The sequence below is a fragment of the Streptomyces sp. NBC_01217 genome (assembly GCF_035994185.1).
Classification (GTDB): domain Bacteria; phylum Actinomycetota; class Actinomycetes; order Streptomycetales; family Streptomycetaceae; genus Streptomyces.
Genome location: NZ_CP108538.1, coordinates 5712593 through 5734583, shown reverse-complemented (window position 1 = coordinate 5734583; position 21991 = coordinate 5712593). Strand labels below are relative to the sequence as shown.

Below are 21991 nucleotides of genomic sequence, written 5' to 3'. Positions count from 1 at the left end.
TTGCACATGCTGCAACGTGACTTCGATCGAGGAGGCCCCCTTGGCCGCCGACCGTCCTGTGGCCGGACTTGCCGACGAGCTGGTCGACCACCGCTTCAAGGCGCTCCCGCCCGACGCGGAGGGCCTGACCGTCGGCGCCCTCGCCGCCGAGCGGCGCAATCTCTACACGGGCGGCTTCACCACACCGGTGCTCGCCCTGTCCGCCGAGTCGGTCGAGCACAATCTCGCCCTGCTGGAGACCTACGCGGAACGCCACGGGCTGGCCTTCGCCCCGCACGGCAAGACCTCCATGTCCCCGCAGCTCTTCGCCCGCCAGCTGGAGCACGGCGCCTGGGGCATCACCGCGGCCGTGCCGCACCAGGCGCGGGTCTACCGGGCGTACGGGATCCGGCGGATCTTCCTCGCCAACGAGCTGGTCGACGCGGTGGCGCTGCGCTGGCTGGCCGGTGAGCTGGACGCCGATCCGGAGTTCCGTTTCATCTGTTACGTGGACTCGGTGCGCGGCGTGGAGCTGATGGACGAGGCGCTGCGGGCGGCGGGCGCCTCCCGCCCCGTCGACGTCGTCGTGGAGCTGGGCGCGGGCGAGGGTGCGCGTACCGGAGCCCGTACCGAGGCCGACTGCGCGGCGGTGGCCGATGCGGTGGCAGCGGCCCGGACGCTGCGGCTGGTGGGCGTGGCGGGGTACGAGGGCGAGGTGCCGGACGCGTCCGGCGAGCGGGTACGGGAGTGGCTGCGCCGCCTCGTCGCACTGGCCGCCGACTTCGACCGGGCGGGCCGGTTCGCGGGGGCGGCGGCCGGTGAGGGGATCGTGATCAGCGCGGGCGGCAGCGCGTGGTTCGACGCGGTGGCGGACGTGTTCGCCCGGATCCCGGAGCTCTCCGGTCCGGTGCTCAAGCTGCTGCGCTCGGGGGCGTACGTCTCGCACGACGACGGCCACTACCGCCACCTCACCCCGTTCAACCGCATCCCGGAGGAGGGGGCCCTGCAGCCCGCCTTCCGGCTCTGGGCCCAGGTCGTCTCCCGGCCCTCCGCTGAGCAGGCGTTCCTCAACGCGGGCAAGCGGGACGCGGCGTACGACCTCGACCTCCCGCAGGCGCAGGTCGTACGGTCCGGCCGCGACGGCACGGTCCGGCCCGCGACGGGTGTCACCGTCAGCGGCCTGTCGGACCAGCACACATGGGTGCGTACGGAGCCGGGTGCGGAGCTCGAAGTAGGGGACTGGGTGGGGATGGGGCTTTCGCATCCGTGCACGAGTTTCGACAAGTGGCAGCTGATTCCGCTGGTGCGGGCGGACGGCACGGTCACGGACTACATCCGCACGTTCTTCTGACCTCCTGAAAGGCGAGCCCATGGACCTGGTCATCCGCAACGCGCACGTCATGGACGGCACCGGCACCCCCACCTCCACCACCCCCCGCGCCGACGTGGCCATGGACGGCGGCCGGATCGTCGAGATCCACCCCGAGCACGCCCCCGGCCCCCGCCCCACCGCCCGTCGTACTCTCGACGCCGACGGGCTCGTCCTCGCCCCCGGGTTCATCGACATGCACGCGCACAGCGATCTCGCGCTGCTGCGCGACCCCGACCACAGCGCCAAGGCCGCGCAGGGCGTCACACTCGAAGTCCTCGGCCAGGACGGCCTGTCGTACGCCCCGGCCGACGACCGCACGCTCACCGAGGTGCAAAAGACGATCACCGGCTGGAACGGCGACGGTTCGGACATCGACTTCGACTGGCGCACGGTCGGCGAGTACCTGGACCGCCTGGACCGCAACTTCGGCGGCCGGGGCATCGCCGTCAACGCCGCCTACCTCGTCCCGCAGGGCACGGTCCGGATGTACGCGATGGGCTGGGAGGACCGCCCGGCCACCGACGCCGAGCTGACCCGGATGAAGGAGCTCGTGGCCCAGGGGATGGCACAGGGCGCGGTCGGCATGTCCTCCGGCCTCACGTACACCCCCGGCATGTACGCGAACGACGCCGAACTCACCGAGCTGTGCCGGGTGGTGGCCGGGTACGGCGGCTACTACTGCCCGCACCACCGCTCGTACGGGGCGGGCGCGCTCGGCGCGTACGAGGAGATGGTGCAGCTCACCAGGAACGCGGGCTGCGCGCTCCATCTCGCGCACGCCACCATGAACTTCGGTGTGAACAAGGGCAGGGCGCCGGACCTCCTCGCCCTGCTCGACGACGCCCTGGACGCGGGCGCGGACATCTCCCTCGACACCTACCCGTACACCCCCGGCTGCACGACCCTGGTCGCGATGCTGCCGAGCTGGGCGGGCGAGGGTGGACCCGAGTCGGTCCTCGCGCGCCTGGCGGACGACGCGACGGCGGAACGGATCCGGCACCACCTGGAGGTGCTGGGCTCGGACGGCTGCCACGGCGTGCCGATCGAGTGGGACACGATCGAGATCTCGGGCGTCGGCGCGCCCGGCCTCGCCGGGCATGTCGGCCGTACGGTGGCGCAGTCCGCCCGCCTGCGCGGCGAGGCGCCCTGGGTGACCGCGCGCCGGCTGCTCGTCGAGGACCGGCTCGGCTCGACGATCCTCCAGCACGTGGGCCACGAGGAGAACGTCCGGCAGATCATGCGCCACCGGGTGCACACCGGCGGCAGCGACGGCATCCTCCAGGGCGACAAGCCGCACCCGCGCGCGTACGGCACGTTCCCGCAGTATCTCGGCCGGTACGCACGGGAGTTGGGCATCCTGTCGCTGGAGGAGTGCGTCGCCCACCTGACCTCCCGCCCGGCAAAGCGACTCGGCCTGACCGACCGGGGGTACGTACGCGAGGGCTACCGCGCCGACCTGGTCCTCTTCGACCCGGCAACCGTCGCGGCGGGCTCGACGTTCGAGGAACCGCGCACACTGCCGGTCGGCATCCCGCACGTACTGATCGACGGCCGCTTCGTCATCGAGGACGGCCACCGAACCGACGTCCTGGCGGGCCGGTCCGTACGGGGCGCGGGGCGCACCCGGGGTCGCCCATGAGGCCTCCGGCCCCTGTCCGGCCCGCTCAGCGGCCGGCGGGCTGCTGCTCCCACGAGTCCGTGGCCGAGCCGGTGCGGTGCATGCGTTGCCATCCGAGCCGGTTCCCGAGCAGTGCGGTCACCACCGACTGGACCACCACCAGGTACATCAACTGCCGGTAGACGAAGATCTGCAGCGGCAGGCTCCACAGCGGCTCGAACTTCTCCCGGTCCAGCCGGAGTGCGTACACCGCACCGAAGACCTGGACGGCGGTGAAGCCGAGCCACACCAGGCCCGCCTGCCCGGCGTCCTGGAAGAGCAGACCGTACAGCGCGAAGACATCGACCAGCGGTGCGAGCAGCGGCAGAACCGTCTGGAAGAGCGCGAGATAGGTCAGTCCCCGCCGGCCCAGCTTGCCCGCGGGACCACGCTCGACCAGGGCCCTGCGGTGCTTCCACATCGCCTGGAGTGTCCCGTAGCACCAGCGGTAGCGCTGCTTCCACAGCTGCCGGACGGAGGACGGTGCCTCGGTCCAGGCGATGGCCGACTCCTCGTAGACCACCCGCCATCCGGCACGGCAGAGCGCCATCGTGAGGTCCGTGTCCTCGGCGAGGGTGTCCTCGCTGACACCGCCGACGCCCATCAGCGCCTCCCGCCGGAACGCCCCGATCGCGCCGGGCACCGTCGGCATGCACTCCATGACGTCGAACATCCGGCGGTCGAGGTTGAACCCGATGACGTACTCGAGATGCTGCCAACGCCCCAGGATCCCCCGGCGGTTGCCGACCTTGGTATTGCCGCTGACCGCGCCGACTCGCGGATCGGCGAGCGGCTGGATCAGATTGCGGACGGCCTCCGGCTCGAAGACGGTGTCGCCGTCGATCATCACGACGATGTCGAAGTGGGCCCAGGCCAGACCGGTGTTAAGGGCGCTCGCCTTGCCCCCGTTGGGCTGGCGGACGACCATCACCCTGGGATCGGGGATGGATTCGGCGATCTCGTACGTACGGTCGCTGGATCCGTCGTCCACCACGATGACCTGCACGTACTCATGGGTGGACGCGAGCAGCGAGCGCACGGTCGCCTCGATGCCCGCCTCCTCGTTGTACGCCGGGACGATCACCGAGACCGGATCGGTGAGCGGGGGCAGGCGCGTCGCGCCACGGCGTCGGCCGCGCTTCGCGCGCACCCGCTTCACATGGACGCGGGCCACGGTGAGCAGCAGGACGAGCCGCAGCAGGGTGAGCGCTCCGGCGACGGCGAGCAGCCAGGTCATCGCGTCTGCGAAGGCCCGGGAGCCGCGCTGCGCCAGGACGACGGCGGTGCCCCGCCACTCGGAGAGCGTGCTCGCTTCGTGCATCGCCGAGGGCTGGCCGAGCCCCTCGCTGATCGTGGTGTACGTCAGGCCCCCGGCCGCCGGCGCCGCCCGGAACAGCTTCCCGGTCTCCGTCACGGCCTCGGCCGATCCGGTGAACTGCCGTACGGCGCCCCGCTCCGGACTCCTTCCCGGGCCATCGGCGGCGACCAGCACATAGCCGTCGAGGATGGCGCGCCGCCCGGCCTCCCACTGCGCGCCGCAGAAGCTCTCGGTGGTGCTCGTGTGGGGCAGGCGCAGCAGCGGGGTGCCGATACCCGCGGTGCCGGCGAGGGTGTTCTGGGTGAGGGAGAGCTCAAGGCCCGCACGGACGCCGGAGACGGAGCCGAGGTCGGCGTCGGTGTAGGTGTGCGAACCGATCTCGTGGCCCTCGTCCTTGATCCGCCGTACGAGATCGGGATGAGCGGCGGCTTCGGTGCCGGTGAGGAAGAACGTCGCCTTGGCGTGGTGCTTGCGGAGCAGGTCCAGCAGGTCCGGGGTCCAGGCCGGGTCCGGGCCGCCGTCGTAGGTGAGGGCGACGCTGCCGGGCAGCACCTCCGATGCGCGGACGCCCCCCGTCTTGGGGTCCAGACGGACGACGGGGCCGCCCTGGAAGAGGTCCGGCCCGGCGGCGGCGCAGGCGGCGGGCGCGGCGGTCGGGGCTATCTCATGACGGCCGTATCCGCTGAACACCAGCGCCGTGGCGGCGGCCGTCAGCGTCAGTATCAACAGCACCCAGTGGGCACGGGGCTCACGGCGCTGCGCATGCCTGGTCAATGGCTCTTCCCCTTGCCGGTGGCGGCGGGCGCCGCCGGAGTGCCGCGGCCCGGGTTGTCGGCGGCGTTGCCGGGCGCGGGGGCGGACGTCGCGCCTGTGGTCGGCGTGGGGGCGGGCGGCGCGGAGGCGGTCGCAGAACCGGTGGCCGTGCCGTCGGAGCCGGTGGTGGGTCCGGTGCTCGCGGACGCGGCGCCGGTGCCCTTGGACGATCCTGCCGGGACGGCGGACGCCTTCGGACGGGGAGCGTCCGCCGGCGGGGGCGAGTGCTCGGCCCGCACGGGCGGCTTGTCGTCCCCGTTCCCGCCCCAGGGCAGGGAGCCACCGGCCGGCCCCGAGCCGGAGAGCCCGACCACGACGGTTCCGAGGAAGAGGACACAGACGACGCCGAGCAACGCGGCCGCGTATTTCATGAAGCGGCCGCGCCGCCCCGAGGCGTCGACGAAGACCGCGCTGTTCTGGTCACTCCGGTGGCTCATGGCGGCGCATTGTACGGAGCGCGCCCCTCCGCGGAGAAGCGCGCTCCGATACCGGGACATAATCGCGCAAGGCGGTGTCCCGCCGCCTGACGGACCCTACGGTTTGGGCAGCTCACACCCCGGGCGGTCGAGATCGAACTGGTTGCCCGTTCCGATGCAGGGCACGATGCCGTACGTCTCCTGGGCGTAGTTGATGCCCTGGCGCACCGTCACATTGCCGCTCTCGTCGACCTCGCACGGATTGTTGTCCGTGCACTGCTGGCCGTCCTCATTGCCGGTGTTGTTGACGGCGACGACTTTGCCGGTGGCGTTGTCGATCACCGGGGAGCCGGACGTGCCGCCGATGGTCTGGCAGGCGGAGGTGTAGCGGACGGAGTCCTTCCAGGTCCACTCGCCCTCCTTGAGGCGGTAGACGAAGCCGTCCACGTTGCAGGCGTACGTGCGCTTCCAGTAGCCGGACACGACGGTGATCGCGGTGCCCTGGACGGGGTGTGCGGCGTTGAGCTCCAGCGCCTTGATGCCGTAGGTGCTCTCGATCTGGGCGTAGGTGCGGGTGAGTTGGTACACCGATATGTCGGTGTCGGTCATCGTCCCGTACGCGATCTTGCTCGCCCGCAGGGTGCCGACACCGCTGCCCGCGGCGTTCAGCAGGGTGAAGCTGCGGGTGGAGCGCTGGTTGAACACGACCTCGCCCGGGCCGGGGAATCCCGACTCCAAGCAGTGCCCGTTGGAGAGCACGAGCGCGGGGTCGGAGGGCAGGGAGCCGGGCGTACGGACGACGGAGCCCGAACAGTTGCTGAGCGCGACGGTTCCGGCGAAGTTGACCGCCTTGGCAGTGATCGTCCCGGCCGTGGCCGTCTTGGCCGTGGCCGCCCGCGGTGCGGCGGCCCTGGTCGTGGGCGCGGCCGTGTCGTGGCTCGTGGCCGCGACGGCGGGGGCCGTTCCCGCTCCGAGGAGCAGAACGGCGAAGAGCGCGCCGACGAGAGGCTTCTTCATGTGGGGGTCCCCTCTGGTGACCTGTGCAGGGCCCTGGTGGCCCCTGCGACCGAAGTTCCTCCGGTTTTGACATGCGCATGTTGGCGCACGAGGGGGACCCCCACAAGGGGCTGTTTCAAGCCGCCGGTTGCCTCAAACCGTCAGGGCCCGGATCGGCCGGGGCGGCTGCGGCGGGGCGCCGAAGCGGGCGAGGCAGTGCCAGACCATCTTGAGCGACTGCGGCTCGTACCGGCCGGTGCGGGCGGCGTCCCCGATGACGCGGGGGTCGAGCACACCGTCCTGCGCGATCCCGGCGCCGAGTTCGACGAACTCGGCGCCCCGGTAGTCGGGGTGGCGGCGCAGTTCCCCGACGGTCAGCCGGAATCCGGCATGCCACTCCGTGCGGCAGGGAAGCCGGCGGGCCGCCTCCTCGACCGGTGTGGAGCGGTGACAGGGGTCCAGCACCAGGGCCTCGACATGACGGCCGAGGACGACCGGGCCGTGGATCTGCGCCTCGATGTAGTCGTTGAGCGCATCCCGGTCGTCGGCCTCGGCCAGTTCGATGAGGTGCATGCCGGACGCGACGCCGAAATCCGCCGGCTCGGCAGCGCTGTCCGGATAGCAGAAGGTGGCGCGCGGGAGGGTGTCCGGGGTCAGCCGGAAGTGTGCGGACCCGAACCTCGGCGCCGCGCCGACGGTGCGGTGGCGGAAGTTCAACGCGCCGTACACCGGCCGCTGTTCGGCGGGGGCTTCGTCGTACGCGCCGCCGAAGATCCGGCTCTCCCAGCGCCACCGGTCACCGCCCGGGTGCGCGGTCAGCCCCCCGTTGCTGGTGCCGGTGACGAACTGCGACCGGTAGACACCGTCCTCGGCCAGCCGGGCCAGGATCGGCAGACCGCCCGCCGTCCGGTCGGGGTGGAAGTTCAGCGTCAGGGGCAGGGCGGGGTCGAGCGGCCTGCCCGCGGACCTGGAGGCGACATGGCTCAGGGCTCTCATCTCTGCGCTCACCGGTGCAGTGTGCCGGAGCACGGTCCGCCGCCGCACCCGGAAAGCGGCCGGCCGGCCGGTCCGTCGCGGACCGGAGTCAGTCCCCCGCCACCGCCTGCAGCACCAGTACCGAGAGGTCGTCCTCGACCGGCCCCGTCCCGAAGTCGTGCGCCGCCCGTCGTACGTACTCCGCGAGTGCCTTCGCACCCAGACCCATGCCCTGGCGGAGCACATCGGCCAGACCGTCGTTGTCGTCCAGCTGCCAGTTGCCGCAGCGGCGTTCGGTGACGCCGTCGGTCACGCACAACAGCGTCTCGCCGGGTGCGAGGTCGAAGGTGCCGGCCCGGAATTCGGCGCCCTCGTCGATGCCGAGCAGCATCTGGGGCTCGGAGGCCGGTTCCACCCTGCCGTCGGTGAACAGATGCAGCGGCGGGGGATGCCCCGCGGTGGCGACCGTGCAGCGGGCTCCGGGCACGCCCGGCTCGACCGTCAGCTCCCCGTACAGCAGACTCAGGAAGCGGGAGCCCGTCTGCTCGCCGCCGAGCGCGAATGCCTCGGCACTCTCCTCGGCCATGGCGACGTTCAGCCGGCCGAGCACCGACTCGACGCCATGGCCCTCGCGCGCCAGCAGCCTCACCAGGTGCCGGGCCAGGCCGGTGACGGACATCGCCTCCGGGTCCTTTCCCTGTACGTCCCCGAGCAGGAAGCACCAGCGGCCCCCGCCCATCGGGAAGATGTCGTAGAAGTCGCCGCCGACGGTCTGCCCCTCGCCGTGCGGCTCGTAGACGATCGCCGTGTCGACGCCGACGATCCTGGCCAGCGCCGAGGGCAGCTGCCTGCGCTGGAGCGCGGCACTGATCCGGCGCTGCCGGGTGTACTGGCGGGCGGTGAACACGGCCTGCGCGAGCCTGCGACCCACATCCTGCACCATCCGCATCACGGCGTCGTTCATCTGCGTCTGCTCCGCCCGGCCGAGGAGCAGTACGCCCAGGTCGGCGTCGCGGGCGATCAGCGGGAAGGCGAACGCCGACCCGCCCGCACGGTCGGCACCGGCGCTCTCCGGACACGGCCAGGGCACGCCCCCGGTGCGGAGCGCGGTGGGCGGCGGAATTCTTTCCAGCTCCTCGCGCAGCGGATCGATGCGCTGCTCGTCGGCGTGCCAGACCCGGGACAGCTGCGGGGTCCTGCCCGGCGCGCCGAGCCAGATGCCGCACCAGTCCGCGAGTCTGGGTACGAGCATCTGGGCCGCGAGCGCGGTGACCATGGCCTCGTCGAGCTGGCCGGCCAGGAGCTCGCTGGTCTCGGCCAGGAACGAGGGTCCGCGGCGGTCGACCCACTCGGCGGCGTATCCACGGGCATGCGCCGGATGTACGTATGCCCCCGCGTCCCGGGACCGGGTAGCGCCATCGGGCCCGGCGGCAGCGGGCCCGGAGGAGGCCGCATCCACTTCCGCGGTTTCCTGCTCCGCGGCCTGCAGCCGGAACCAGACCCGCTTCTCCGCCCGCCGGTAGGTCACGCCCCAGGACTCCGAGAGCGCGCTCACCAGCTGGAGGCCGTAGCCGGCCTCACCGCGCCGGGCTTCCGCTCCGCACCGCACCCCCCGGGAGGGGTGGCGGTCCGCGACCTCCACGACGACGCACGGCCGGGTGGCCGGGTCACGCTCCAGGCGGCAGACCACGTCGATGTCGGTTCCGGCGTACATGACGGCGTTGGTGACCAGCTCACTCACGAGGAGCACCGCGTCGTCGACGAGCTCCTCGGGGACCGTCTCCAAAACCGGGGCCGCGCCCGCTCCGGGAGGCGCGTCGGTGGCCCCGGCCACGCCCCCGCGCCCGTCCGCGGGCACCTGCGTCCAGCCGTGGAGCGCCGCGTACACGAACTCCCGCGCTCGGGCGGCCGCCAGCCTGTTCGCCGGCAGTCCCTTCCTGGACACCGATTCGCTCGACATCGTCTTGCTCGCATGCACGGACAACGGGATCTCCGTTTCCCCCGTATGCACCAATTCAGCACGATAAAGAGTATATTCAGGCGCTTTATACTATGACATGCGTGACCAATGAACCTCTCGTGTGCACCAGACCCTGATGTGCGGCAATGGATCTTGGACGGTGGGTGTTCCATGACGCTGACCCCGACCCGGCCCGGTACGGAGCCGGACGGACAGTGGGTACGTACGGGCGATCTGCGACCGCTGCTCGTCGCGATGAAGGCCCTGTGCGACGGTGATTTCACGGCGCGCGTGGAGGAATCGGAGGAACGGGACGGGGGCGCCCTGCCGGACGGGGTACCGGCCGAGATGGCCGGGGTGTTCCAGCAGATCGTCGCGCGGAACGCACATCTCGCCTCCGAGCTCCAGCGGGTGCGCCACGAGATCATCCGGCAGGGGCGGCTGGACGAGCGGATCTCGGCGAGTCCCGGCTCGGGGACCTGGACGACGAACGTCGAGGCCGCCAATACGGTGCTCGAAGCGCTGGTGGTGCCCGTGGCCAAGGCCACCCGGGTGCTCGACGCCGTCGCGGACGGCGATCTGACCCAGCACGTCGATCTGCACGACGGCAGCCGCCAGCTCCGCGGCGACCTGCGGCGCCTGGGCATCGGCGTGAACCGCATGGTGGACCAGCTCTCCCTCTTCACCGGCGAGGTGACCCGGGTCGCCCGCGAGGTCGGCACCGAGGGCCGGCTCGGCGGCCGCGCGAAGGCGCAGGGACTGTCGGGCGACTGGCTCCATGTGACCGAGGCGGTCAACACCATGGCGTCCCGGCTGACGGCGCAGGTGCGGGACATCGCGGTCGTGACGACGGCGGTGGCGCGCGGCGACCTGACACAGCAGGTGACGGTCGAGGCCACCGGCGAGCTGCTGGAGCTGAAGCTCACGGTCAACACCATGGTCGACCAGCTCCGGGCCTTCGCCGACGAGGTCACCCGGGTCGCCCGCGAGGTCGGCACCGAGGGCCAGCTCGGCGGCCGGGCCCAGGTCAGGGGCGTATCCGGGGTCTGGAAGGACCTCACCGACAACGTCAACTTCATGGCGTCGAACCTGACGTCCCAGGTCCGCAACATCGCCCAGGTGACCACCGCCGTCGCCAACGGCGACCTCAGCCAGAAGATCACCGTGGACGCGCGGGGCGAGATCCTGCAGCTGAAGTCGACGATCAACACCATGGTCGACCAGCTCTCCGCCTTCGCCGACGAGGTCACCCGCGTCGCCCGCGAGGTCGGCACCGAGGGCCAGCTCGGCGGCCGCGCCCACGTCAGGGGCGTATCCGGGGTCTGGAAGGACCTCACCGACAACGTCAACTTCATGGCCGACAACCTCACCTCCCAGGTCCGCAACATCGCCCAGGTCGCCACCGCCGTCGCGGAGGGCGACCTCGGCAAGACGATCACCGTGGAGGCCAAGGGGGAGATCCTGGAGCTGAAGTCGACGATCAACACCATGGTCGACCAGCTCTCCGCCTTCGCCGACGAGGTCACCCGCGTCGCCCGCGAGGTCGGCACCGAGGGCAACCTGGGCGGTCAGGCACAGGTCAGGGGCGCTTCCGGGGTCTGGAAGGACCTCACCGACAACGTCAACAGCATGGCGCTGAATCTGACCTCCCAGGTCCGCAACATCGCCCAGGTGACCACCGCCGTCGCCAACGGCGACCTGTCGAAGAAGATCGACGTCGACGCGCGCGGCGAGATCCTGGAGCTCAAGGACACCGTCAACACGATGGTCCAGCAACTGCGCGCGTTCGCGGACGAGGTGACCAGGGTGGCCCGCGAGGTCGGCACCGAGGGGCGGCTCGGCGGCCAGGCCCAGGTCCACGGCGTCTCCGGGGTCTGGAAGAACCTCACCGACAACGTCAACTTCATGGCCGACAACCTCACCTCCCAGGTCCGCAACATCGCCCAGGTCGCCACCGCCGTCGCGGAGGGCGACCTGTCGAAGAAGATCGACGTCGACGCGCGCGGCGAGATCCTGGAGCTCAAGTCCACGATCAACACGATGGTCGACACGCTCTCCGCGTTCGCCTCCGAGGTGACCCGCGTGGCCCGCGAGGTGGGCAGCGAGGGGCAGCTGGGAGGCCAGGCCCGGGTGGAGGGCGTCTACGGGACGTGGAAGCAGCTGACCACCAGCGTCAATGAACTGGCCCTGAACCTGACCACCCAGGTGCGCGCGATCGCCGAGGTCGCCAGCGCCGTCACGCAGGGCGACATGTCCGGCTCCATCTCGGTGGAGGCCCAGGGCGAGGTCGCCGCCCTGAAGAACAACATCAACCTCATGGTGGCGAACCTCCGTGAGACCACCCGCGCCAAGGACTGGCTGGAATCCAACCTGACCCGTATCGCCGGACTCATGCAGGGCCACCGCGACCTGGTCGAGGTCGCCGACCTGATCCTGCGCGAGCTGACCCCCCTGGTGAACGCCCAGTACGGTGCGTTCTTCCTGGCTGAGGCGGGCGCGGCACCCGGCGAGGACCTGGAGCTCCTGGCCGGTTACGGCACCGGCCAGCCCGAGACCCGCCGCCGGCGCGCCCGGCCGAGCCTCGACACCCCCGGCTGGGGTCTGATCACCCAGGCCGCCACGGAGAAACGGCGGATCCTGATCGAATCGGTCCCCACGGAGTACATCACCATCAGCTCCGGCCTCGGCTCCGCGCCCCCGGCCAGCGTCGTGATCCTGCCGATCCTCTTCGAGGACCGGGTGCTCGGAGTCATCGAACTGGCCTCGTTCAGCCGCTTCAGCGAGGTCCACCTCGCCTTCGTCGACCAGTTCGTGAACACCATCGGTGTCTCCATCAACACCATCATCGCCAACTCCCGTACCGAGTCCCTCCTCTCGGAGTCCCAGCGCCTCACCGCCGAACTGCGCAAGCGTTCCGACGAGTTGCAGCTCACCAATGCCGAGCTGGAGGAGAAGGCGGCGCTGCTGGCCACGTCCTCCCAGTACAAGTCGGAATTCCTGGCGAACATGTCGCACGAACTGCGCACGCCTCTCAACTCGCTCCTCGTGCTGTCCCGGCTCCTCGCCGACAACCCCGACGAGCACCTCTCCGCGCAGGAGGTGGAGTTCGCCGTCACCATCCACCGGGCGGGCTCCGACCTGCTGCAGCTGATCAACGACATCCTCGACCTGTCGAAGATCGAAGCGGGCCGGATGGATGTGCATCCCAAGACGCTGCCGCTCATCAAGCTGCTCGACTACGTACGGGCGACGTTCCAGCCGCTCTCCTCGGACCGGGGCCTGTCCTTCGACATAAGGGTCGGCGAGAACGTCCCCCTCACCCTCTTCTCCGACGAGCAGCGCCTCCAGCAGATCCTCCGCAACCTCCTGTCCAACGCGGTCAAGTTCACCTCGTCCGGTGGAGTGCAGCTGATCGTCGAACGCGCGACGCCCTCGAAATTCACCGAGGAGACGCTGCGCAACGCCGACGCCGTCATCGCTCTGACCGTCAAGGACACCGGGATCGGCATCCCGCCGGAGAAGCTCGACGGGATCTTCGAGGCGTTCCAGCAGTCCGACGGCACCACCAACCGCAAATACGGCGGCACCGGCCTCGGCCTCTCCATCAGCCGGGACATGGCGGGTCTGCTCGGCGGCCGGATCACCGCCGAGAGCGAGCCGGGCGTCGGCTCCTCCTTCACGCTCTTCGTCCCCGCGCACTACACGAGTCCGCCCTCCGACGCCGTCCCCGCGTTGGAACCGCGCCCCGCGAGCGGCCCCGCTCCGGCCGTCGCCGAACTCACCGCCCCGGACGCCCGGCCCACGGCCGAGACCGGGCCCGCGTCGCAGGTCGATGTGTTCGACGCCCAGTCCGTGCCCCGCACCGCGCCCCGCACCGCGCCCCGGCCCGACGGCAGCGGCGACGACGTCAGCTGGCCCGAGACGACCCGGCTCAAGGACTGGCTGACCGGCCACGCAGCCGGGGTGCTGGCCAACCGCTGCATCCTCATCGTCGACGACGACATCCGCAACGTCTTCGCGCTGACACATGTGCTGGGCCGCGTCGGCATCAGCGTCAAGTACGCGGAGAACGGCCGCGAGGGCCTTGAGGTCCTGGACCGGACACCTGACGTATCACTGGTGCTGATGGACATCATGATGCCCGAGATGGACGGTTACGAGATGATCGCGGCGATCCGCCGCACGCCTCGTTTCGCGGACCTGCCGGTCATCGCGCTCACCGCGAAGGCCATGCCCGGTGACCGGGAGAAGGCCATCGAGAGCGGCGCCAACGACTACGTCCCCAAGCCGGTGGACGTCGACCGCCTGCTGTCCGTGATCTGCGGACTCCTCGATCCGCAGCGCGCTTCGACGGAGCCCCGGCCGGATCCCTCCGACAATGCCCGCCCCGTGGACGGGGACCAGGACGGCAACGGCACAACGGGAGGGCCCTGATGACAGCGGCACGGGAAGCAGCGCCGGAGACCTCCAGCATCCTCATCGTCGACGACATGGAGGAGAATCTGGTCGCCCTCGAAGCCGTACTCGGCTCGCTGGCCCATGTGGTCCGCGCGCAGTCGGGCGAGGAGGCCCTCAAGGCGATGCTGCGCCAGGAGTTCGCGGTCGTGCTCATCGACGTGATGATGCCGGGCATGAACGGCTTCGAGACCGCCGCCAACATCAAGGGGCTCGACCAGACGAAGGATGTCCCGATCATCCTGCTGACCGGTGCCGCGGTCGATCCGAACTACGCCTACCACGGCTATACGGTCGGCGCCGCCGACTTCCTGATCAAGCCGTTCGACCCCTGGCTGCTGCGGACCAAGGTCAACGTCTTCCTCGACCTGCACCGCAAGAACCACCAACTCGTCGAGCAGGCAGAACAGTTGAAGCGTCTCCTGACTGCCGACGGCGGACGGCCCGGGGTCGTGCCGGCCGTCCCCGACCCGGCGCGCACATCCACCGAGCCGTCGTACGACACGGACCACCCCTCGTACGACACGGACCATGCGGCACCGCAGGAAGAGCCCGACCGGCTCGCCGAGATCGTCGGCCAGCTGGCCCGGCTGGAAGTCCTGCTACGGGATGCCGACAGTTCCGGCCGGACGGGCCTCGCCGACCGCATCGTCGAACTGGAAAAGGCCGTGGAACGGCTGCGGACGGCCTGCGACACGTAGGAAGGCGAGGCAACGCGTCACGGCAGGGACGAGGGCGCGTCCTGAAGGACGTTCTCCCTCCCCCAGACGCCGAGCGGCCCCAGCGCCTCGTTGAGTTCTACACCCAGCGGGGTCAGTGAATACTCGACGCGCGGCGGCACCTCCGCATGCACCTCCCGGTGCACGATGCCGTCCTCCTCTAGCTCCCGCAGATGCGACGTGAGCACCTTCTCCGTCACCCCGGGCACCATCCTGCGCAACTCGCCGAAGCGGCACGTCTGTTCATTGAGCGCCCAGAGGATCAGCACCTTCCACTTGCCGCCGATCACATCCATCGCGGCGTCGATCCCGCAGACGTACGACCCCGGCCTCCGTACGGTCCCCATGGTCCGCCCCTCCCACCTGCTCGCTCACCCGGCGGTAACCACCCACTGCGAAGTGCGTACTTGAACACTTCCGGGCCTGCGACAAGCCTAATCGGCATGACCGACAACACCGTTGAGAAGCAGCCGCTCACCCTCCTCGGGCTCGGGGCCATGGGCACCGCGCTCGCCCGCGCCTGGCTCGCCGCCGGGCACCCGCTCACCGTCTGGAACCGCAGTCCCGAAAGGGCCCGGCCGCTCGCCGCCGAAGGGGCGTCCGTCGCCGGGACCGTTGCCGAGGCGGTGGCTGCGAGCCGGCTGACCGTGATCTGCCTGCTCGACGACGCCTCGGTCGACGAGGCCCTGACCGGCGCCGACCTGACCGGCAAGGACCTGGTCGACCTCACCACCTCCACTCCTGACCGGGCCCGCGCCCTCGCCGTCCGGGCCGACGGACGCGGGGCCCGTTTCATGGACGGCGGGATCATGGCGGTCCCGCCGATGATCGGCGCCCCGGGCTCCGGCGCCCATGTCTTCTACAGCGGCTCCCGCGCCCTCTTCGACACCCACCGCGACACCCTGGCCGTCCCGGCCGCCACCTCGTACGTCGGCGAGGACGCCGGCTTCGCCGCCCTGCACGACGTGGCGCTGCTGAGCGCGATGGACGGGATGTTCGCCGGGATCTCGCACGCGTTCGCCCTGATCCGCAAGGAGGACATCGATCCGGTGGCCTTCGCACCGCTGCTCGCCGACTGGCTCGTCGCGATGACGCCCTCCGTGCACACGGTCGCCGCCCAACTGGCCGACGGGGACTACACACGCGAAGTGGTGTCCAGCCTCGCCATGCAGGTCGCGGGCAACGCCACCCTGCTGCGCACGGCCGAGGAACAGGGCGTCAGCGCCGAACTGCTGACTCCGTACATGGCCCTCATGGAGCGGCTCCTCGCGGACGGGCGCGGCGACGAGAGCACCACGGGTGTGGTCGACCTGCTGGCACGCTGACCGCGCCCACGAGGGACCGGAACCGACGGACGGCGCCGAAGTGCAGCCATGTCACCGCCGCGCCGCTCACGTGGCGCATCTCACCCGTTCGTTTCCGTCACGCCCCGTCCCGGCCCATTCCAAGCCCGAGCCCGTCGCCGACCGGCGTTCCCACGGTCCGGCGGTGGTGGGTGCATGGCTATGGAAGCCGGGGCGGGTGACTTCGGATACCCGGGTGGGGCAACCGGAGGGGAAAGCCCGGGCAGGGCGTGAAACACAGTCGTAAGCTCCCAGACATGCAGGTCATCCAGTCCACAAAGCTCGCCAATGTCTGTTACGAGATCCGCGGCCCCGTGCTGGAGGAGGCGATGCGGCTGGAAGCAGCCGGTCACCGCATCCTCAAGCTGAACACCGGCAACCCCGCCGCGTTCGGGTTCGAGTGCCCGCCCGAGATCCTCGAGGACATACTGCGCAACCTCTCCGGGGCGCACGGTTACGGCGATGCGAAGGGGCTGCTGTCCGCGCGGCGGGCGGTGATGCAGCACTACCAGACCAAGGGGATCGAGCTCGACGTCGAGGACATCTACCTGGGCAACGGCGTCTCCGAGCTGATCCAGATGTCGATGCAGGCGCTGCTCGACGACGGCGACGAGGTCCTCGTACCGGCTCCGGACTATCCGCTGTGGACCGCGTCGGTGGCGCTGGCCGGCGGCACGGCCGTGCACTACCGGTGCGACGAGCAGGCCGACTGGATGCCGGACCTCGCCGACATCGAGCGGAAGATCACCGACCGCACCAAGGCGCTCGTGATCATCAACCCGAACAATCCGACGGGTGCGGTGTACGACGACGAGATGCTGCGCGCGCTGACGGAGATCGCCAGGCGCCACAATCTGGTCGTCTGCTCCGACGAGATCTACGACCGGATCCTGTACGACGGAGCGACCCACACCCCGACCGCCACGATCGCGCCCGATCTGATGGTGCTGACCTTCAACGGCCTCTCCAAGAACTACCGGGTGGCCGGATACCGCTCGGGATGGCTGGCCGTCTGCGGCCCGAAGGCACACGCCTCCTCGTACATCGAGGGGCTGACGATCCTCGCCAACATGCGCCTGTGCGCCAACATGCCCTCGCAGCACGCCGTGGCCACCGCGCTCGGCGGGCGGCAGTCGATCAACGACCTGGTGCTGCCGGGCGGCCGGATCCTGGAGCAGCGGGACGTCGCGTACGACCTGCTGACCCAGATCCCGGGCGTGACCTGCGTGAAGCCGAAGGGGGCGCTGTATCTCTTCCCGCGCCTCGACCCCAAGGTCTACAAGATCAAGGACGACCGGCAGATGGTCTTCGATCTGCTGCGGGCCGAGAAGATCATGGTCGTGCAGGGTACGGGCTTCAACTGGCCGGAGCCCGATCACTTCCGGATCGTGACGCTGCCCTCGACCGAGGACCTGACGGACGCGGTGACCCGGATCGCCACCTTCCTGGACGGATACGGCCAGCCGTAGCACCTGGCGGGTCACACCGGAATCGACCGAAGACGGGAATCGATCGCAGACAACTTTAGACTTAATCCAAGGTAGGATGGTCCCACAGCAACACCAGGAGGCCATCCATGTACGAACCGATCCGCACCAAATCGGTCCACACACCGGCCGACCACGCCGACGACTTCCCGCACCGTTCCCGCGATGAGGAGCTGGACATCCAGCTCGCCGGGCATCTGGCCGCTCTTCTCGCGGTCACCGACGAGCTGGACCTCGGCGCGGCGGGCGACCGCATCGCCGAGCAGGTGGCCAGGCTGCGCGGCGCGCCGCCCGCCCGGCACGCCGGTCGCACCGATGCACCCGCACTCGCCCTCCACCGCCGCGCCCACGCCCTCGCGGGCCGCGCACTGGTGGTGGCCGCGTCCCGCGCCGACACGGCGGTCGCGATCCTCTCGGCCGAGCGCATGGACGCCCACACGGCGGCGATCGCCGCCGCCACCGCCGCCCCGTCGCACCTGGTCGGCGCCCACTGACGGCCCCGGTCCACGGGCCGCCGAGGCGCGTGGACCGGGTGCCACCCATGACTAGTTGCGGACCCGCACCGTCGCCGACGCCGTCGATGCGCTGTGCAGGTCGTCGCCCGAGTAGCCGACCTCGTACGTCACCTGGCCCACGGCCCGGGGCAGGTCGTTGACCGTGAACGTGCCGTCGGGCGCGACGCCTGCCGATGTCAGCGTGCCGGTGCCCTTTCTGTCGGTGCGCTGCACGGACAGGGTGATCCCGGCGGGGAGCGCACGCCCCTGACCGGTCAGGGTTCCGGTGATGGTCAGGCCCGCGCTCTTCGTCGCCTCCGCGGGGGCCGTGAGCGTGATGGTGGTCGGGGCCTTGGCGACCGTGACGGAGAGGGTGATGTCCTCGGCCGGGCGGTGGGTGATGTCACCGGTGAAGGAGACGGTGTAGGTGGCGTCGCCGACCAGCGACGGCACGTCGAGAACGGTGAACGAACCGTCGGCGTCGACCTCGGCGGGGGCCGCCTTGCGGTCGCCGTTCGCGTCATGGCGTACCGCGGTCACCCTGACCGGCTCGGTGGGCACGGGTCCGTCCAGCTCCAACCGGCCCCGGATTCCGAGGGGTTCGCCGACCACGGGCTGTGCCGGGGTGGTGGAGAGAGTGCCGGTGAAGCGGGAGTCGTACTGGGCGGCCGGGGGCTGGATGACATGCAGCCAGTACTCGTTGCCGTACGAATTGGTGGTGACGGCGAACAGGCGCGCCCCGTCCTTCGACCAGCCGAGCCCGCGCGGCGCGATCCGGTCCCCGTCGAGCGCGCCCTCGAAGGCGAACTCCAGCGGAGCCGTACCGTCCGCCGGGTCCGCGGGCTGTACCAGCAGGTCGACCGTGGACCCGGTCGCGGCGGCGCCCCGTGCGATGTACTTCCCGTCGCCACTGAAGGCGACCGCGGAGGCCGTGGCCCCTTCGGGCAGCGGCTGGTACGCGGTCGCCGCGTCGGACAGGTCCGCGGCGTCCAGGAGCCGGGTGCCGTGGGCGGCGTCGGCGACCGCGACCCGCCGGCCGTCGGCGGACTGGGCGACGTCCTTCATGTCGAGCGCGCCACGGCCCTCGCTGTCCGCGAACCGGCGCTCCGGGCCGCGCACGAGCGTGTCGCCGCTCGCGTCGAACGTGGTGAGGAACGGGTTCGGCTCCCCCGTACTGCGGGACTGCGCCATGACCACCCTGTCGGGCGCCTCCGGGCCGCTCGTCAGCCGCAGCCGGCCCGCGGCGTTCCAGCCGGTGTTGACGGACTGCGTGCCGCTCGCGCCGTACAACCAGCTCTGGTTCGTGTCGCAGCCCGAGTAGTACGGCGTCTCGGTGTGCCACTCCTTGCCGCCGGCGAAGGCGAGATCGCGCGGGCAGCCCACGTCGTAGGCGGTGAAGACGAAGCCGGTGCGCTCCTGTGTCACGGTGTCGAACGCGAGGATCCCCGAGGACTGCGAGACGTAGAGCGTCCCACCGTCCGTGCTGAGGGCCATTCCGGACGGTGCGGTGCCGGTGGGCAGCGAACCGACCTTCTGTCCCTCGAAGTTGTAGACGTGGACCTGGTTCGCGACCCGGTCCCTGCGGTCGTCCGTGATGTAGACCCGATCGTGCACGGAGTCGACGACCATGGCCGAGTACGACGCGATCGGCAGCTTGGCCACGGTGTCGCCGGCCACGGGGCCGTCGGCCGCGTGCGCGGAGGGCGGGGCGAGAACGGTGAGTCCCGCGGTGCCGAGTGTCAGCGCGGCCAGCGTCGCCGCGATGCGTCCATGGTGCCGGATCTTGTTCAACTGAGTCCCCCACAGGCCCGGTTGGCCCCCGGTCGGCTCGACCGGGGGCTATGTGAGGAAACATCGAAGCGTTGTGGATATGTTGTGCGCAAGTACATGGCGATACTTGGACGTTCTTTGCAAAAAAGGGGAGCAAAAGGCGGCCCCCGGAATCGTGAGGGGATTCCGGGGGCCGTACCGCGGCGGGCCGATGACGCCACAGGTCAGGGCGGGATGTCAGGAGACCCGGCCACGGGGTGTGCGGGGGCGTCAGCCCAGGCGCTGGACCAGCGCGCGGTACTCGTCCCACAGCTCCTTCGGAGCGTGGTCGCCGAAGGCGTTGAGGTGCTCGGGGATCAGCCCGGCCTCCTCGCGCCAGACCTCCTTGTCGACGTTGAGCAGGAAGTCCAGGTCGGAGTCGGACAGGTCCAGGCCCTCGGTGTCCAGGGCGCCCTTCGCGGGCAGGACGCCGATCGGCGTCTCGACGCCCTCGGCCTTGCCCTCCAGGCGCTCGACGATCCACTTCAGGACGCGGCTGTTCTCGCCGAAGCCGGGCCAGACGAACTTGCCCGCGTCGTTCTTGCGGAACCAGTTCACGTAGTAGATCTTCGGGAGCTTGGACTGGTCCGGCTTGTCGGCGCCGACCTTGAGCCAGTGGGCCATGTAGTCGCCCATGTTGTAGCCGCAGAACGGCAGCATGGCGAACGGGTCGCGGCGCAGCTCACCGACCTTGCCCTCGGCGGCCGCGGTCTTCTCGGAGGCGACGTTGGCCCCGAGGAAGACGCCGTGCTGCCAGGTGAAGGACTCGGTGACCAGCGGTACGGCCGAGGCGCGGCGGCCGCCGAAGAGGATGGCCGAGATCGGCACGCCCTTCGGGTCCTCCCACTCGGGCGCGATGATCGGGCACTGGGCGGCCGGGACGGTGAAGCGCGAGTTGGGGTGGGCGGCCGGCGTGTCGGACGCGGGCGTCCAGTCGTTGCCCTTCCAGTCGGTGAGGTGGGCCGGAGCGGTCTCCGTCATGCCCTCCCACCACACGTCGCCGTCGTCGGTGAGCGCGACGTTCGTGAAGACGGAGTTGCCCCACATGGTCTTCATCGCGTTGGCGTTGGTGTGCTCACCGGTGCCGGGCGCGACGCCGAAGAAACCGGCCTCGGGGTTGATCGCGTAGAGGCGGCCGTCCTCGCCGAACCGCATCCAGGCGATGTCGTCACCGATGGTCTCCACGGTCCAGCCGGGGACCGTGGGCTCCAGCATGGCGAGGTTGGTCTTGCCGCAGGCGCTCGGGAACGCGGCCACGACGTACTTCGACTCACCCTGCGGCGGCGTGAGCTTCAGGATCAGCATGTGCTCGGCGAGCCAGCCCTCGTCGCGGGCCATCACCGAGGCGATGCGCAGCGCGTAGCACTTCTTGCCGAGCAGGGCGTTGCCGCCGTAGCCGGAGCCGTACGACCAGATCTCGCGGTCCTCGGGGAAGTGCGAGATGTACTTGGTGGAGTTGCACGGCCACGGAACGTCTTCCTGGCCCTCGGCCAGGGGCGCGCCCAGCGTGTGCACGGCCTTGACGAAGAAGCCGTCGGTGCCGAGCTCGTCGAGGACGACCTGGCCCATGCGCGTCATGGTGCGCATCGAGACGGCGACGTACGCGGAGTCGGTGATCTCGACGCCGATCGCGGAGAGCGGGGAGCCGACGGGGCCCATGCAGAACGGCACGACGTACATGGTGCGACCACGCATGGAGCCGCGGAAGACGCCCTTCTCACCGGTGGAGCCGTTTCCCTCTTCCCCGGTGAAGATGGCCCGCATCTCGGCGGGGGCCTTCCAGTGGTTCGTCGGACCGGCGTCCTCCTCCTTCTCGGAGCAGATGAACGTACGGTCCTCGACGCGCGCCACATCGCTCGGGTCGGACGCGGCGTAGTAGGAGTTCGGGCGCTTGGTCTCGTCCAGCTTCGTGAACGTGCCCTTGGCCACGAGCTCCTCGCACAGGCGCTCGTACTCGGCCTCGGAGCCGTCGCACCAGACCACCCGGTCCGGCTCTGTGAGGGCTGCTATCTCATTCACCCAGGAGACGAGCTCCTGGTGACGGGTGGGGACAGTGAGGGGAGCCGCGATGTCGCGCGCCACGATCGCTCCTTGGTGAGGGTGTCTGTTTGTAGGTGCCCCGTGGGGGCTGCGACCCGGATGCTTCGACCCCTTCGAATCCCGCTGGCGCTCATCCGGTGCCGACCGCACTCATTTGA

15 protein-coding genes are annotated in these 21991 nt (G+C 70.4%); 7 read left to right on the top strand and 8 right to left on the bottom strand.

The genetic code is table 11. The features are described 5' to 3' along the window. Nucleotides 1-16 precede the first annotated feature (16 nt). Together OG507_RS25805 and OG507_RS25800 are read left to right on the top strand one after the other, a co-directional pair. On the top strand, nucleotides 17-1330 hold the full coding sequence (locus OG507_RS25805; protein WP_327369548.1) for an alanine racemase: 1314 nt from the start codon (nucleotides 17-19) through the stop codon (nucleotides 1328-1330). Between the two features lie 19 nt (nucleotides 1331-1349). Next, nucleotides 1350-2990, top strand: coding sequence for an N-acyl-D-amino-acid deacylase family protein (locus OG507_RS25800; protein WP_327369547.1), 1641 nt, complete (start codon nucleotides 1350-1352; stop codon nucleotides 2988-2990). A gap of 25 nt (nucleotides 2991-3015) precedes the next feature. On the opposite strand, the gene OG507_RS25795 is transcribed toward OG507_RS25800, so the two are convergent. From OG507_RS25795 to OG507_RS25775, 5 genes are all read right to left on the bottom strand, one after another. Continuing rightward, nucleotides 3016-5100, bottom strand: coding sequence for a bifunctional polysaccharide deacetylase/glycosyltransferase family 2 protein (locus tag OG507_RS25795; protein WP_327369546.1), 2085 nt, complete (start codon nucleotides 5098-5100; stop codon nucleotides 3016-3018). After that, nucleotides 5097-5576, bottom strand: a complete 480-nt coding sequence (locus OG507_RS25790; protein ID WP_327369545.1) for a hypothetical protein — start codon at nucleotides 5574-5576, stop codon at nucleotides 5097-5099. The genes OG507_RS25795 and OG507_RS25790 overlap by 4 nt, the downstream gene beginning before the upstream one ends. Before the next feature lie 96 nt (nucleotides 5577-5672). Further along, on the bottom strand, nucleotides 5673-6572 hold the full coding sequence (locus tag OG507_RS25785) for a S1 family peptidase (protein ID WP_327369544.1): 900 nt from the start codon (nucleotides 6570-6572) through the stop codon (nucleotides 5673-5675). A gap of 132 nt (nucleotides 6573-6704) precedes the next feature. Next, on the bottom strand, nucleotides 6705-7547 hold the full coding sequence (locus tag OG507_RS25780) for a DUF3626 domain-containing protein (RefSeq protein WP_327372088.1): 843 nt from the start codon (nucleotides 7545-7547) through the stop codon (nucleotides 6705-6707). An 88-nt stretch (nucleotides 7548-7635) separates the two neighbouring features. After that, entirely contained in the window at nucleotides 7636-9486 is a 1851-nt protein-coding gene (locus tag OG507_RS25775; RefSeq protein WP_327372087.1) for a SpoIIE family protein phosphatase, read from the bottom strand. A 171-nt stretch (nucleotides 9487-9657) separates the two neighbouring features. On the opposite strand from OG507_RS25775, the gene OG507_RS25770 reads away from it, so the two are divergent. Further along, nucleotides 9658-13920 (top strand): HAMP domain-containing protein, encoded by a 4263-nt coding sequence (locus tag OG507_RS25770; RefSeq protein WP_327369543.1) that lies wholly within the window; start codon nucleotides 9658-9660, stop codon nucleotides 13918-13920. After that, nucleotides 13920-14642: a response regulator gene (locus OG507_RS25765; RefSeq protein ID WP_327369542.1), complete on the top strand. Its 723-nt coding sequence runs from the start codon at nucleotides 13920-13922 to the stop codon at nucleotides 14640-14642. Before OG507_RS25770 ends, OG507_RS25765 begins: the two co-directional genes overlap by 1 nt. Before the next feature lie 17 nt (nucleotides 14643-14659). On the opposite strand, the gene OG507_RS25760 is transcribed toward OG507_RS25765, so the two are convergent. Next, complete coding sequence (locus tag OG507_RS25760; RefSeq protein ID WP_327369541.1) at nucleotides 14660-15007, bottom strand: winged helix-turn-helix transcriptional regulator; 348 nt, start codon at nucleotides 15005-15007, stop codon at nucleotides 14660-14662. Nucleotides 15008-15103: 96 nt separating this feature from the next. On the opposite strand from OG507_RS25760, the gene OG507_RS25755 reads away from it, so the two are divergent. The 3 genes from OG507_RS25755 (at nucleotide 15104) to OG507_RS25745 (ending at nucleotide 17984) form a co-directional block, all read left to right on the top strand. Beyond that, nucleotides 15104-15985: an NAD(P)-dependent oxidoreductase gene (locus tag OG507_RS25755; protein ID WP_327369540.1), complete on the top strand. Its 882-nt coding sequence runs from the start codon at nucleotides 15104-15106 to the stop codon at nucleotides 15983-15985. Nucleotides 15986-16260: 275 nt separating this feature from the next. Further along, nucleotides 16261-17472, top strand: a complete 1212-nt coding sequence (locus tag OG507_RS25750) for a pyridoxal phosphate-dependent aminotransferase (RefSeq protein WP_327369539.1) — start codon at nucleotides 16261-16263, stop codon at nucleotides 17470-17472. Nucleotides 17473-17579: 107 nt separating this feature from the next. Then, the gene (locus tag OG507_RS25745; protein WP_327369538.1) at nucleotides 17580-17984 is read left to right on the top strand and encodes an SCO4983 family protein; all 405 of its coding nucleotides are present in this window, start codon (nucleotides 17580-17582) and stop codon (nucleotides 17982-17984) included. 51 nt (nucleotides 17985-18035) lie between these two features. On the opposite strand, the gene OG507_RS25740 is transcribed toward OG507_RS25745, so the two are convergent. Together OG507_RS25740 and OG507_RS25735 are read right to left on the bottom strand one after the other, a co-directional pair. Then, the gene (locus OG507_RS25740) at nucleotides 18036-19775 is read right to left on the bottom strand and encodes an Ig-like domain repeat protein (RefSeq protein WP_327369537.1); all 1740 of its coding nucleotides are present in this window, start codon (nucleotides 19773-19775) and stop codon (nucleotides 18036-18038) included. Nucleotides 19776-20024: 249 nt separating this feature from the next. Next, nucleotides 20025-21875 (bottom strand): phosphoenolpyruvate carboxykinase (GTP), encoded by a 1851-nt coding sequence (locus OG507_RS25735; RefSeq protein WP_327369536.1) that lies wholly within the window; start codon nucleotides 21873-21875, stop codon nucleotides 20025-20027. Between the last annotated feature and the right edge of the window lie 116 nt (nucleotides 21876-21991).

What these genes read in the sequence shown, in the direction of transcription:
- OG507_RS25800 (WP_327369547.1), top strand. Translation starts at nt 1,350, where the DNA reads ATGGACCTGGTCATCCGCAACGCGCACGTCATGGACGGCACCGGCACC.
- OG507_RS25790 (WP_327369545.1), bottom strand. Translation starts at nt 5,576, where the DNA reads ATGAGCCACCGGAGTGACCAGAACAGCGCGGTCTTCGTCGACGCCTCG.
- OG507_RS25785 (WP_327369544.1), bottom strand. Translation starts at nt 6,572, where the DNA reads ATGAAGAAGCCTCTCGTCGGCGCGCTCTTCGCCGTTCTGCTCCTCGGA.
- OG507_RS25780 (WP_327372088.1), bottom strand. Translation starts at nt 7,547, where the DNA reads ATGAGAGCCCTGAGCCATGTCGCCTCCAGGTCCGCGGGCAGGCCGCTC.
- OG507_RS25775 (WP_327372087.1), bottom strand. Translation starts at nt 9,486, where the DNA reads ATGTCGAGCGAATCGGTGTCCAGGAAGGGACTGCCGGCGAACAGGCTG.
- OG507_RS25770 (WP_327369543.1), top strand. Translation starts at nt 9,658, where the DNA reads ATGACGCTGACCCCGACCCGGCCCGGTACGGAGCCGGACGGACAGTGG.
- OG507_RS25765 (WP_327369542.1), top strand. Translation starts at nt 13,920, where the DNA reads ATGACAGCGGCACGGGAAGCAGCGCCGGAGACCTCCAGCATCCTCATC.
- OG507_RS25760 (WP_327369541.1), bottom strand. Translation starts at nt 15,007, where the DNA reads ATGGGGACCGTACGGAGGCCGGGGTCGTACGTCTGCGGGATCGACGCC.
- OG507_RS25755 (WP_327369540.1), top strand. Translation starts at nt 15,104, where the DNA reads ATGACCGACAACACCGTTGAGAAGCAGCCGCTCACCCTCCTCGGGCTC.
- OG507_RS25750 (WP_327369539.1), top strand. Translation starts at nt 16,261, where the DNA reads ATGCAGGTCATCCAGTCCACAAAGCTCGCCAATGTCTGTTACGAGATC.
- OG507_RS25745 (WP_327369538.1), top strand. Translation starts at nt 17,580, where the DNA reads ATGTACGAACCGATCCGCACCAAATCGGTCCACACACCGGCCGACCAC.